The organism is Pelagicoccus sp. SDUM812002, from assembly GCF_031127835.1.
Lineage (GTDB): Bacteria > Verrucomicrobiota > Verrucomicrobiia > Opitutales > Opitutaceae > Pelagicoccus.
Window position 1 is genome coordinate 149,005 of sequence record NZ_JARXHX010000011.1, and the last position, 13,047, is coordinate 162,051.

A 13,047-nucleotide genomic window follows, 5' to 3' on the forward strand; every position below is an offset into this window, starting at 1 on the left:
AAGGCCACCCTTCAGGGCGGCCTCGAAATACAGAAGAATTCTTCGGTGAGTCTCTAAACGTTGCGGTCTGTCACTTCCAGAAGGTGGTAGCCAAACTGCGTCTTAACTGGCCCCTGCACCTCGTTGACCGGCGCTGAGAAAACAACCTCGTCGAATTCAGGCACCATCTGCCCACGACCGAATTCGCCTAAGGCTCCGCCGCTCTGGCCGGATGGACACTTCGAGTGAGCCTTGGCCATCGCCTCGAATGACTCGCCCGCCGCAATCTTCGCCTTCAGATCGCTGCATTGCTCTTCCGACTCGACCAAGATGTGGCGAGCGCTCGCCCGAGGCATCGAGTCCCCGCGAGCAGTCACTTCCAAAAGGTGGAAGCCAAACTGCGTCTTGACCGGACCTTGCACCTCGTTCACCGGCGCCGAAAAGACCACCTCGTCGAACTCAGGCACCATCTGCCCTTTTCCGAACTCACCCAACTCGCCACCACGCTGGCCAGACGGACACTTCGAGTGCTCCTTGGCAAGATCGGCGAAGGACGCTCCGCCCTCGATTTTAGACTTCAGGTCGCTGCAGAGATCTTCGCTCTCAACGAGAATATGACGGGCACTTGCTCTAGACATAGTATTGTAACAGGGTCGTGTGTGATCAGTTCGAATTTAAGAGAACTGCAACCCTCTCAATCTCCTTCGGACGCGTAAAGCCCCAATCTGGCCAACCGCCAATCTACATTTAGGACACATCCCAATTGCCCCAGCTAGACCCCAAAGATTACCCGAACCTCAGCTTTCTCGAATCGCAACCTCCGAATCCTATCGCATCCACCCGTTCTCCCAAGACCGTTTCCCACCCACGGAACCTGCTACTTAGCCCTTCCAACGTCATTGACACGGATCCGTCTCGAACTACGGTCCCCGCTGCCTGACAAAGCACCAAAACCACACACAGCCTAAACTATCAGAGCCATGTCACACTTCGACACCGTTAGCCTCGCTCCCGCGGACCCCATCCTCAGCCTCACCGAGGCATTCAAGGCCGATCCCAGTCCCGATAAGATCAACCTCTCCGTAGGCGTCTTCGTCGACCAGTCCGGCGACACCCCCATCCTCGACACCGTCAAGGAAGCGGAGAAACGCATGCTCGAAAGCTCCACCTCCAAGAGCTACTTGCCTATGACTGGCACGCCCGCGTATGCTAGCCTCACCCAAAAGCTCTGCTTCGGCGAGGAACTCGCTGGTCAACTCCAAGGCCGCGTCGCCTCTCTGCAAACGCCCGGCGGCACCGGCGCCCTGCGCGTCGCCGCCGACTTCATAGCAAAGAATCTTGAAACCAAGACCGTCTGGGTTTCGAACCCCACTTGGGTCAACCACAAAGGCATATTCGCCGCACCCGGTCTCAACGTTGAAACCTACAACTACTTCGACTCCGCTACCCTCAGCCTAGACTACGGCGGTTTTCTCGCATCCCTCGAGGCTATTCCCGCCGGAGACGTCGTCATCTTGCACGGCTGCTGCCATAACCCTACTGGAGCTGATCTCACTTCCGAACAATGGGAAGATGTTGCACGTATCGCAGCATCCAAGAAATGGATACCGCTCATCGACTTCGCATACCAAGGTTTTGGTGACGGAATCGAAGAGGACGCAGCCGCAGCTCGTATCGTAGCCAAGGCCGGCCTTCCCGCCTTCGTGTGCCAATCCTTCTCGAAGAACCTCGGGCTCTACCAAGACCGTGTCGGTGCCCTTCATGTCGTCACCGACGACGCAGCGAACTACGCCAACCTCCTTAGCCAGCTCAAGATTTCCGTACGCGTCAACTACTCCAACCCGCCCGCCCACGGTGGAGCAATCGTCACCACCATTCTCACCGACGAAGCTCTCACCGAGAAATGGCATGCGGAGCTCGCCGCCATGCGCGAGCGTATTGCCAGCGTGCGTACCCAATTCGTGGATGCGCTCAAAGCAGCAGGAGTAGAGCGCGACTTCAGCTTTCTCACCGAGCAGAAAGGCATGTTCTCCTTCACCGGTCTCGGCAAGGAACAAGCTGTTGCCCTTCGCGAGAACCACAGCGTCTACATCGTCGACTCCGGCCGCATCAACGTCGCTGGCATAACCGACAAAAACATTGATCGCGTCGTAGCTGCCATCAAAGCCGTCCTCTAGGGAAGTAGTAGAGCTAATTGATTTGTGGATAAGGCGAGCCTCTGGCTCGCCTTTTTCGTGCCTGTCATTTGATAACTCAACAATAACCGGTAGTCTACGACACAGAAGTACTCCCAGTATAGAAAGGCCCATTGGCCTGCAGCCAACCTCTCCTCATGAAAATAACCAAACTGGACAGTAGGTCATTCCCTCAGAGTTTTTTCATAAACGCCCTCGCCCAGGTTGTCGCTGATCCAAATACAGAATCCCCGTCGGCCTCAAGTCCGATAAGCTGGTCCTCCGCTGTCCAGCCCGAGTTGGAGCAAACCTGCCAGAACGCATTCGAAACCTTCCTCAGAAGCGAGCAACAAAGCTGGCACGTAACGCTTCCCAACCCCCAAAACCGCCCAGCGACGACACTCCACTTCGAGCGTCTCGGTGACAACAGCCAAGCAGAGACATGCTTTCGAGTCACCCTCAGCCCCATCGGACCTGAGCACCCAAGCTTCAAAGCTGAAGAGAGCTACCGCCAACGCTACGAGAATCTTCTGCAGAAAACGAACCTGTTGATGAGCTGCTCCCAACAAGTCTGTTGGGACTGGGACCTTAGCAAAGACACCTTGGACCTTGCCGGACCTCACGGCTGCATGCTCGGTTTCCAGTACTCGGAAATACAAAGCGACTCATCCTTTTGGATCAATCGAATCCACCCCGCAGACTCTGATGAAACGAAGCAATGCCTGCAAGAAACCATCGATGGGAAAAAGAATACCTGGGACTCGGAGTACCGCTGCCGCACCGCTGATAACCAATACCTTTGGATAAAACAGTTCGGAGTCGTTACCCAACGCCGGAGGGACGGAACCGCTGTTCACATGGAAGGAACAACCCAACTCATAGAAGAACGCAAAAGAACCGAAAACGAAAACCTCCAGCTGCTGGAACGCTACCGAGCGATCGCCGAATCGCAAGGAGACGCGGTCGTTCGCGTCAACGTTGATCTCCAGATCACCTACTACAATTCAGTTTTCGCAATGCACTTCCTCCACACCGACAAGCTCGATCTCGAACTTACACTCGAACAGGCCATCGAGCAGTACCCAAATCTCGCAGACTTCTCCATCGCCACCGGAACCGGAGCCAAAGAAGCTCTCCAACACTCATTCCTCACACATAGCCTAACCCACAACGGGCAAGACCTGCGTCACCTCTGGCAAGCGACCTCGATCGGCGACTTGCAAAACGACGCCCAAGAAATCCAATTTTCCGGACGCGACGTCACCGCCCTGAAGTGCCTCGAGGAAGCGCTCGTAAATTCCAATCGCGAAAACCAAGCCAAGGACCGCTTCCTCGCGATGATCAGCCATGATCTCAAAACACCCCTCAACCCCATCCTTGGATTCTCCGAAATCCTCATGAAACGCCCCGGCGTCGATCCCAAGGTTTCCGCTATCGCCAGCAGCATAAACTCGGCAGGACACCAACTCCATGAGCACATCAACAGCTTGCTCGAGATTTCCAAGATGGATCCCGAAATCTACGACCGCGAATCGGACTCTGTCACCCTCAACGACCTGCGCAGTGACTTCGAATCGACCTTCTCCCTCAAGGCCGAAGTAAAAGGCATCAGCTTTCTCACCTCGTTATCTGGGCCACGGGACCAAAGCTTCGCTCTCGACAAGAAACTTCTACGGAACGTTCTCAACAACCTAATAGACAACGCCATCAAGTTTACCGAGCAAGGCAAGGTCCTGCTGATGCTTAAGCTAAAGGCCGCTGATGCGACCAACAGCTCCGCCAAACTGATTTTCAATGTCATCGACGACGGCCCGGGCATCCCCCCAAACAGCATGCGGCAGATATTCGAACCCTTCGTTCGAGTCGATTCCTCCAACTCCCGCGAGAAGGAAGGCGCTGGTCTCGGGCTCAGCATCTGCCGCCGCGCCCTCGACATCCTCGGAGGCCATATTGAACCCTCTCGCAACATTGAGCACGGCATGACCTTTAGCGGCTGGATCCCAGTCGACTCAACCCACGTTTCCCAAAGCGACCTCCCCGAACACTCCAGCGACGCCGACTTCAAGCCACCGCCCAATACCCGTACTCTTATCGTCGACGACATCAAGAGCAACCGGGAGGTCCTGCGCGAAGTTCTTTCCGAACTCGAGCTGGACTCCGAGGCCTGCAGCGACGGCGCCACCGCCATCGAGCTCATTTCCCAAAACCCATACGACATTGTCTTCCTCGACATCCACATGCCCCAAATGAACGGCATCGAGACTCACAACCAGCTCCGCTCGAAAGGCAACGGGCGACCGCGCCCCTATTTCGTAGCGGTCACAGCCGACTCGACGCCGCAGACCAGACAATCCTGTACGGAATCAGGTATCGAAGATTTCATTACAAAGCCCATCTCCCGCTCCAAGATTAAGCGAGTCCTCGGAGATTTCCAAAAAAAGAAGAACCGATCCTAATTTCTTGCCCTCACTCGTTAACTTCGGAACCAAAAATAGAAAAAGGCCCGGGCCGCGGAAAAGTTCCCCCCAGAACTATTCAATCCGCAAACCCGAGCCTAAGATCAATCGACGACGCTGCTCCCTACTTCTGTAGAGCTCCCAGTAAGGCCTTCATGTAGCCCATCGAGTAAGCCATTCCAGCAAACCAAGGAGCTGAACACGCCATAGCCGGAGCATGGTCCGGGATAAGTACACCTTGGAAATCGTGCTTTTTCAAAATCGCTACGATTCTCTCCATATCGATGTCACCCTCGTCGATGAAGACCTCCTCGTAGTTCGGAGCCTTACCTCGGACGTTGCGAAAGTGCACGTATCCAATTTTCTGTTGCGCCGCATACTTCTCGGTCGCCTCGTAGATATCGCCCTCCGTCATCTCTGCCAAGGTGCCGAGGCAATACTCAAGGCCGTTGCACCGGCTCGGAACGATATCCAAGAGGCGCTGATACATTTCCGGCTGGTAAACCAGACGAGGGGTATCGCGCAAACGCGGTACCGGAGGATCGTCCGGATGGGCCGCTAACATGACGCCCGCTTCTTCCGCTACCGGAACGAGCTCCTGCAAGAAATAGCTAAGCCGAGCCCAAAGCTCGTCGCTGCTGATTCGCGTGCGCTCCGCTGTGCCTGTCGCGTGTTCGTCGAAGGTCATGTTCCAAACCATGCCATCCAGCATCGGCTCTTCGTCCACGAAACCTTCCATCCCCACGCCGCCCGCTTCACCACGGGCATAGTTGCCGGTGGTACGACCAAAAACACCCGCCAGACTGAAGTTGTAGCCCATCACCGCGATCCCCAATTCGCCGATAACGCGAATCATCTGCTTCAAGCCCTCAATTTGCTCAGCCTTCTTCGGACCGTCCAACAAGACGTCGTGCCAATGAGCCGGATCGAAATTCTCGATGGCGTGCCAAACCAAGCCTTCGCCCTCGATCAAAGCCTTTATCTCCAGCAGCTCCTCCTTACTCCATAGGTGGTCCGGATTGCCTGCATGGCCCCAGCCCCCGCCACGACCTCCTGTCGTCGGCTGGTCCTTGCCGTCGCCACCTTGGTTAAAGTAGTCCACCAAGTGCACAACGATGTGTGTAGCTCCCGCCTGTTTGGCGAAGCGAAGGTGCTCGCGGTCGAGCATATGCCGATAGAGGCCAAATCCCAATTTCATAAACCGTATCCTAAGATTACCTACAGTTAAAAGCCGATCGATGCGCCGCCGTCCACTGGCAAGCAAACCCCTGTCACGAACTTGGCGGCGGGCGAAGCCAAATAGGCAGCCGCCCAGCCCACGTCCTCGGGGTCACCGAAGTCGCCAAGCGGCGTACGCGATAGAATCTTCTCTTTGCGCTTGGGATCCGCGTTTACCGCCTTGTGCATGATCTCGGAATGTATCCACCCCGGAGCGATCGCATTCACACGCACCCCACGCGGAGAGAAGTCAGCCGTCAAAGCCCGCACCAAACCGAGATGGGCAGTCTTGGCCGCCGAATAGGCCGCCACCATGGGGATCCCGAAAATGGAAGCCATCGACGCTGTAAAAATGATGTTGCCCGATCCCCGCTCCATCATGGCCTTGCCGAATTCTCGGCTCAAGGCAAACGCCGCGTTCACGTGCGTTTGCATCACCGTCTGGAACTCAATATCGCTGATCCCAGCTGCGTCCTTTTTCAAGTGTACGCCTGCGTTATTGATCAAAGTGTCCACCGGGCCTAACGCCGCTTCCACTGACGTCACAAAGTCCGGAATCGCCGCCAGATCCGTCACATCGCAAACCCGATACGAAGCGCGCTCGCCGATTTCCTCCACCGCTTCCTGCAGGGCCGATTCGCGCCGACCTACCAGAATAACCTCGGCGCCACTGGCCACCAAGCATCTGGCCATGCCCAAGCCAATTCCCGTGCCTCCTCCGGTGATCAGGGCCCGTTGGCCCGCGAGATCAAATGCGTTCTTCATAAGGTCGAATCTACGCGCAAGCTCCCTAATAAAAAGAGAATTGATAACGGTTAAATTAACCCGATGTTATAAATTCCTATGTCCCCTCCAGAATATCCGCACCGCCTGCACCCGCCCTCCGACCTTTATCCGACTTGGCAGGGAGACATAAACCAGCCTCTCGTCTACCTCGGGTGGGGCGAACGCAATTTCGCTCGCGAGGCGATCCCTATGCATAGCAACCCAGGATGGACCTATTGGATCCTGCTCGAGGGAGCCGTAACTCTCCAGAACCCGCAAGGCACCCAAAACTTCCAAGCCGGAGAAGGCATGCTATGCGGGCCTGCCCTACCCTTCGGCTTTCCCATACAAAAGGCCACCGGGGTCAAAGTGCTCAACTGGATCTGGAGCGAAGCCCCGCTCAGCGAGACGCAGCTCGCTAAAGATTTCTACCAAACCTTCTCCTTCTCCAAGGATCAGACGAGGCTCCTCGCCGCCCTGCATGAGCAATCCCGTATCTCCACCCTAGATACATCGAAACAAAACAGGATCGAGCTCTTCCATATCCGTAGCCTGCTCGACCTCACATTTCAAAAAGCAGGCGAAACGCAGAATAGCAGCCCTGGCCAAAACCGCATTCGCGCCGCTCGCCAATGGATGCTGCATAACCTCAACAAGACCAACCCCGCCAGCTCACTCGCCCGCTTCCTTGACACCTCTCCCATGACACTTCACCGCCTCTTCATGAACGAGCTCGGCGAATCCCCTGGAAGCCACTTCCAAAAGCTCAAGATGGACCACGCCCGCCATTTGCTAAAGCTGGAAGGCCACTCCGTAAAAAGCGTCGCCTACGAGATGGGTTACCGTCACCCCCAAGACTTCAGCCGAGCCTACAAAAAGCACCACGGCAGCGCTCCGAGCAGGTGAGCCTCATGCCCGCGCGCACATTAAACAGTTAGTCGCATCGATGGAAGCGTAACCGTGAAGCACGTCCCGATCCCGACCTCGCTCGACACCGAAATACGGCCGCCCAGCTTGGCCACGAAATCTCCGCAGACGCGTAAGCCAAGACTCGTTCCCAGCTCTCCCGCCGTACCCTTCGAGCTTTCGCTGGGCGACAATTGAAAGAGTCGAGACAGACGCCCCTCATCGATCCCAACCCCGGTGTCCGAAACCGAAACCTCGACAAATCCTTCCTCTACCTCCGCGCTCGCAACCCTCACGGAACCACCCGAATGGGTAAACTTTATAGCGTTTGAGATGAGATTCCGAATCACCGTATCCAACATCTTGGGATCGACATGAACCATCAGCGCTTCGTCAATCGACGAACTAAGCTCGATACCCTTATTGCGAGCCACCACCGCCGTGAGCTCCATGCTGCGGGAAACCGCTGCGCTCAGCGACACATCTTCAGGCTCGGATTGGAACCTCTCATTTTCCGCCAGCGCCCATTGAAGAAGATCCTCTAACAAATCGTAGCTAGCTTTCGTACCCAGGCACAGCAAATCGAGCAACTCCTGGCGCTCGACTTCGCACTTTGAATCTTCTTCGGAAAGTAACTTCCCAACCGAATCGAGCCCACCCATCGTCCCCCTCAAGTCATGAGCCAATATGCTGAAAATCTGGTTACGGCTTTCAATCGTCGACTCCAGACGGGAAAATGCAGATTCGAGATCCGCCTTCAAACGCTTCTCGTTCTCGAGTAGCCCGAACTCTTCTCGAGCCGTTCGCTCGTTATGTACCGAACAAACGAAGCCAAAAAAGTTAGCCCCGATGTAGACGCTCGTCACTCCCACGTACTCCACCCCAAAATAGAGGTCCCCCAGCCCAGAGATCCAAATCGAAAGGCTCGTCACACTCAAGATCAACGCGAGCACGACTTGAAAAACCAGGGAGATAGGCAAAGCCAAATACAACAGAAAAAGAATGAATACGTCCCAAGCCACCATCGCCTCGAATGAGCCTAACTTCAGATAGTGTCCGAACTCGACCTGAACGATCAACCACGCCACGCAGCCAAACCCCACCCAGTCCAACGTATGCTTCGTTTTTATCCGGCTCATCGAAAGCAAGCCCGAGCCCAGTACAATAAAGCCAATTAGACGCAGCAAATTCATAGCCGTCCTGGAACTCGAAGCTGGCACTAGTATCAAGCCAAGCACTGCAAACGTGCAGGTCACGGTCAAAGCAAACCAGAATACACGCGCCAGCCGACGCTTATCCGAGTCGAGGCGGCTCGCGTGAAATTTGAGCTCAAGCTCTGAGGGCTGCAACGCGTATTGAAAAGATTTATACATGGTGAGGATGGAAAATCGGATATATTACCTAAACGACAAATGTCGCCTAAACCGAAGGGTAAAGCCTACGTAAGGACCAGTATCGACGCCCGTCAAACCAGATTCTCAAAACCGTAAAGCATCCCCATCCTCCACAAATCGCTATCTAAACGCGATTTTCGGATAAACCGAAGAAAGGGATGAGCCAAAGCTTAACCCTATCCAGTAAAATCACAGCGAATCCGTGGTTCTAAAACCTACCCTACAAACGTGCGAGCGTTCCGGAATAGGCGCATCCAAGGCGAATCTTCGCCCCACTCCTTAGGCGCCCAGCTAAGCTGCGCCGTACGGAATACACGCTCAGGATGCGGCATCAGGATCGTCGACCGACCATCTTCGCTCGTCAAAGAAGTGATACCAAACGGCGATCCGTTAGGATTAAGCGGGTACGCTTCCGTAGCATTGTGGTTATTGTCCACGTAGCGAGCAGAGACCAGCCCGGAAGCATCGCAAGCCGCCGCAGCCGCTGCGCTCTTAAACTCTGCTCTGCCTTCGCCGTGAGCTACCGCTATCGGCAGCACACTGCCAGCCATGTCCTTGTAGAGTACGCTTGGGCTCTTTTCGATCTTCACGGAAACCAAACGACCTTCATAACGCTCGCTGCGGTTTTGCACGAAGTGCGGCCAATGCGCCGTACCCGGAATCAAACTACGCAGATTACTCAACATTTGACATCCGTTGCACACGCCGAGCGAAAAAGTATCCTCGCGCTCGAAGAACGCCCTGAAAGCTTCGCGGGCTTTCGCGTTGAAAAGAATGCTCTTGGCCCAGCCCTCGCCCGCGCCGAGCACGTCTCCATAGCTGAAACCACCACAAGCCGCCAGTCCCTTGAAGTCCGCTAACGAAACTTTACCATCGAGTACATCAGTCATGTGCACGTCGATTGCCTCAAAACCAGCGCGGTGGAAGGCTCCCGCCATCTCCACTTCTCCGTTTACGCCTTGCTCGCGAAGGATCGCCATCTTCGGGCGCGAGTCGAAATCCTTACCGACCTGAATATCGAAGGTAAGCTTCGGGTTGATACCCTTATTTGATAAGTCTTGACGAATCTCTTGCTCGGATTGGGCCGACTCTGGGTTATCGCGCAAGCTCTGCATGCGGAAGGTCACATCCGACCAAATACCGCGAAGCACCGAAAGGTCTTCGTCGTAAATGTCTTCCCCACCTTGAAGCACCTTGAACGTTTGATCATCGTTGAGAGCTCCGACTACCGAACTACACGTATCCAACTTATAATTACTAAGCACCTCAAAAACAGCGTCTTGATCGCTATCCTTGACTTGAATCAATGCTCCCAATTCTTCCGCGAAAAGCGACGCGAAGGCGTCCGTATCGGTGGGGATCTCCAAATCGACACCAACGTTGCCCGCGAACGCCATCTCGACCGCAGTTGCCAACAAACCGCCATCGGAGCGGTCGTGGTATGCGAGCAATTTCTCCTCCTTGCCAAGCTGCTGGATCGCGTTCCAGAAATTCTTGAGGTCCTCGGCGCTGTCCACATCTGGCGATCCTTCGCCCATCTGGCTAACGGTCTGGGCGAGAATGGATGAGCCGAGACGATTCTTTCCACGGCCAAGATCGACGAGAATCAAGCTCGTATCCGAATCTTGGATAAGTTGTGGCGTGAGCGAGAGGCGAATGTCTTCGCAACGAGCGAAGGCAGAAATAATGAGCGAAGTCGGAGCAGTGACACGCTTCTCGCCACCTTCTTCCTGCCAAACGGTGCTCATGCTCATGGAGTCCTTGCCAACAGGAATCGTAACTCCGAGATCAGGACACAACTCCATGCCGACCGCCTTAACAGCTTGATAAAGATCTGCCGCATCGCCAGCCACGGAGGGAGCTGCCATCCAATTGGCGGAAAGGTTTACTTGCGTTAGCGGGCCAACTTGCGCGGAAGCGAGATTGGTCAACGCCTCACCTACCGCGAGGCGAGCCGAAGCAGCAGCGTTGTTGACGGCCGTCGGCGTGCGTTCACCGATGGACATGGCTTCACCTGTGTATCCATCGAACGATGACGCTGTCACAGCGCAATCTGCGACTGGAACTTGCCACGGTCCGACCATTTGATCGCGATGGATGAGACCCGTAACGGTACGGTCGCCAATGGTGATGAGGAAAGTTTTGTCCGCTACGGTGGGGTGCGAGAGAACGCGCTTGGTCGCTTCCGCGAGCGTGACGCTGGAGAGCTTAAGCTGCTCTTGCGGACGAACCAGCGATTTCTCGTCACGGTGCATGCGGGGTGGTTTTCCGAGCAGAACGTCGAGAGGAATATCGATAGGCGTGTTGCCGAAGTGCGGATCGTTTAGAACGAGCCGTCGCTCATCGGTCGCTTCGCCTATGATAGCATACGGACAACGCTCACGCTTACAGATTTCTTCGAAGGCCTCGATGCGTCCCCCAGGGATGGCCATCACGTAGCGCTCCTGCGACTCGTTGCACCAGATTTCGAGGGGGCTCATGCCTGGCTCGTCATTGTTGATCTTGCGCAGGTCAAAGATACCGCCCTTGCCGGCGTCGTTCACGAGCTCGGGCATCGCATTGGAAAGACCGCCAGCTCCGACGTCGTGAATAAAAGAGATCGGGTTTTCAGAACCGAGGGCCCAGCAGCGGTCAATAACTTCCTGACAGCGACGCTCCATCTCCGGGTTGTCGCGCTGCACAGAGGCGAAATCGAGATCCTCGTTGCCGGTTCCGCTATCGATAGAGCTCGCCGCTCCGCCGCCCAAGCCGATGAGCATGGTCGGACCGCCGAGCACTACGAGCTTGTCGCCAGCATGGACTTCGCCCTTTTCGATGTGCTCTGTGCGGATGTTGCCCAAGCCGCCGGCGAGCATGATGGGCTTGTGGTAGCCGCGGATTTCCGGCCCGTTAGCGCCAGGAACTTCCTGTTCGAACGTACGGAAGTAGCCGAGAATGTTGGGACGGCCAAATTCGTTGTTGAAAGCGGCCCCGCCGAGCGGTCCGTCGATCATGATATCGAGGGCAGATACGATACGCTCCGGCTTGCCGAATTCCTTCTCCCACGGCTGAACAGCTCCTGGTAGTCTTAAATTGGATACCGTAAATCCATTTAAACCAGCCTTAGGCTTGGAGCCTATCCCAGTCGCGCCTTCGTCGCGAATTTCGCCGCCGGAGCCGGTTGCTGCACCAGGAAACGGGGATATCGCGGTCGGGTGGTTATGAGTCTCGACCTTGCAGAGGATCGCTATGTCCTCGAGGGAGGTTCCGTAAACGTTGGTCTTCGGGTCAGCGAAAAATCGGTTGCTCTTGCTGCCTTCAAACACGGCGGCGTTATCCTTGTAAGCCGAGAGGATCCCTTCGCTGCGCATCTCGAAGGTGTTTTTGATCATCTTGAAGAGCGACTTCTCTTGGGCTTGGCCGTCGATATCCCAAGACGCGTTGAAGATCTTGTGTCGGCAGTGCTCTGAGTTCGCTTGGGCAAACATCATCAGCTCGATATCCGCCGGATCTCGGCCGAGCTTCTGGAAGCTTTCCACGAGGTAGTCGATTTCGTCTTCCGCTAAGGCAAGCCCCAGATCCTTGTTAGCAGCGGCCAAGGCTGCACGGCCACCTTCCAAAACCGGAACGGTCGCGTAGGGCTTGGGCTCCTCGTGGCGAAATAGCACCGCGAGCTCATTTTGCGTACTGAAAACGACCTGCGTCATCCGGTCATGCAGCTGGGCGTCGATCGCCTTCAACTGATCTACATCGAGGTCGCCGTCCTCAAATTCGATCCAGAACGAAATTGCTCGCTCCACCCGCTCTAGCTTAGCCAAACCGCAGATGTGGGCGATGTCAGTTGCCTTAGACGACCAGGGAGAAAGCGTGCCTGGACGCGGTGCCACAATTCGTTGCAGGCCAACAGGTTCATGCTCTTCGAGCGTGGGACCATAGGTCAGCAGCTTGGCGAGGACCTCATGCTCGTCAGCCGTGAGATCACCTTCGATTTCGGCAGCATGCAGGTACTCAGCGTAAACGGATTTGACCGGCAGGCCCGCTGCGGAGAGAGCAGCCTGCAGCTTTTGCAAACGGAAGTGAGAATGAGAGGGCGCGCCACGAAGGATGATCATAACGCTGGCAAACTGAGAGCTTACCGCTTGCCCGACAAGCGCGGAGTCGGGAAAAAACTAGCCG

8 protein-coding genes and 1 pseudogene are annotated in these 13,047 nt (G+C 55.6%); 3 read left to right on the forward strand and 6 right to left on the reverse strand.

The window, feature by feature from the left end:
• Positions 1 to 53 precede the first annotated feature (53 nt).
• Positions 54 to 335 (reverse strand): peptidylprolyl isomerase, encoded by a 282-nt coding sequence (locus QEH53_RS16125; RefSeq protein ID WP_309024271.1) that lies wholly within the window; start codon positions 333 to 335, stop codon positions 54 to 56.
• 3 nt (positions 336 to 338) lie between these two features.
• Positions 339 to 617, reverse strand: a pseudogene (locus QEH53_RS16130) (peptidylprolyl isomerase); the annotation flags it as partial.
• 342 nt (positions 618 to 959) lie between these two features.
• Between QEH53_RS16130 and QEH53_RS16135 the strand changes: the two are divergent.
• Positions 960 to 2,156: an amino acid aminotransferase gene (locus QEH53_RS16135; protein ID WP_309024249.1), complete on the forward strand. Its 1,197-nt coding sequence runs from the start codon at positions 960 to 962 to the stop codon at positions 2,154 to 2,156.
• A gap of 155 nt (positions 2,157 to 2,311) precedes the next feature.
• Complete coding sequence (locus QEH53_RS16140) at positions 2,312 to 4,609, forward strand: response regulator (protein ID WP_309024250.1); 2,298 nt, start codon at positions 2,312 to 2,314, stop codon at positions 4,607 to 4,609.
• A 124-nt stretch (positions 4,610 to 4,733) separates the two neighbouring features.
• Here the strand turns inward: QEH53_RS16140 and QEH53_RS16145 are convergent, their stop codons facing one another.
• Positions 4,734 to 5,807 (reverse strand): mannonate dehydratase, encoded by a 1,074-nt coding sequence (locus QEH53_RS16145; protein WP_309024251.1) that lies wholly within the window; start codon positions 5,805 to 5,807, stop codon positions 4,734 to 4,736.
• 26 nt (positions 5,808 to 5,833) lie between these two features.
• A complete protein-coding gene (locus QEH53_RS16150) occupies positions 5,834 to 6,592 on the reverse strand; it encodes an SDR family oxidoreductase (protein ID WP_309024252.1) in 759 nt (252 codons plus the stop codon).
• Between the two features lie 78 nt (positions 6,593 to 6,670).
• Between QEH53_RS16150 and QEH53_RS16155 the strand changes: the two genes are divergently transcribed.
• Positions 6,671 to 7,498 carry an AraC family transcriptional regulator gene (locus QEH53_RS16155; protein WP_309024253.1) on the forward strand — a complete coding sequence of 276 codons (828 nt, stop codon included), beginning with the start codon at positions 6,671 to 6,673 and terminating at the stop codon, positions 7,496 to 7,498.
• Between the two features lie 20 nt (positions 7,499 to 7,518).
• Here QEH53_RS16155 and QEH53_RS16160 read toward each other — a convergent pair whose 3' ends face one another.
• Together QEH53_RS16160 and purL are read right to left on the reverse strand one after the other, a co-directional pair.
• On the reverse strand, positions 7,519 to 8,871 hold the full coding sequence (locus QEH53_RS16160; protein WP_309024254.1) for a HAMP domain-containing sensor histidine kinase: 1,353 nt from the start codon (positions 8,869 to 8,871) through the stop codon (positions 7,519 to 7,521).
• 236 nt (positions 8,872 to 9,107) lie between these two features.
• Positions 9,108 to 12,983, reverse strand: coding sequence for a phosphoribosylformylglycinamidine synthase (gene purL, locus QEH53_RS16165; RefSeq protein ID WP_309024255.1), 3,876 nt, complete (start codon positions 12,981 to 12,983; stop codon positions 9,108 to 9,110).
• Positions 12,984 to 13,047: the final 64 nt, after the last annotated feature.

Excerpts from the sequence above, each read along its gene's own strand:
- QEH53_RS16125 (WP_309024271.1), bottom strand. The coding sequence starts at position 335 with ATGCCTCGGGCGAGCGCTCGCCACATCTTGGTCGAGTCGGAAGAGCAA.
- QEH53_RS16135 (WP_309024249.1), top strand. The coding sequence starts at position 960 with ATGTCACACTTCGACACCGTTAGCCTCGCTCCCGCGGACCCCATCCTC.
- QEH53_RS16140 (WP_309024250.1), top strand. The coding sequence starts at position 2,312 with ATGAAAATAACCAAACTGGACAGTAGGTCATTCCCTCAGAGTTTTTTC.
- QEH53_RS16145 (WP_309024251.1), bottom strand. The coding sequence starts at position 5,807 with ATGAAATTGGGATTTGGCCTCTATCGGCATATGCTCGACCGCGAGCAC.
- QEH53_RS16150 (WP_309024252.1), bottom strand. The coding sequence starts at position 6,592 with ATGAAGAACGCATTTGATCTCGCGGGCCAACGGGCCCTGATCACCGGA.
- QEH53_RS16155 (WP_309024253.1), top strand. The coding sequence starts at position 6,671 with ATGTCCCCTCCAGAATATCCGCACCGCCTGCACCCGCCCTCCGACCTT.
- QEH53_RS16160 (WP_309024254.1), bottom strand. The coding sequence starts at position 8,871 with ATGTATAAATCTTTTCAATACGCGTTGCAGCCCTCAGAGCTTGAGCTC.
- purL (WP_309024255.1), bottom strand. The coding sequence starts at position 12,983 with ATGATCATCCTTCGTGGCGCGCCCTCTCATTCTCACTTCCGTTTGCAA.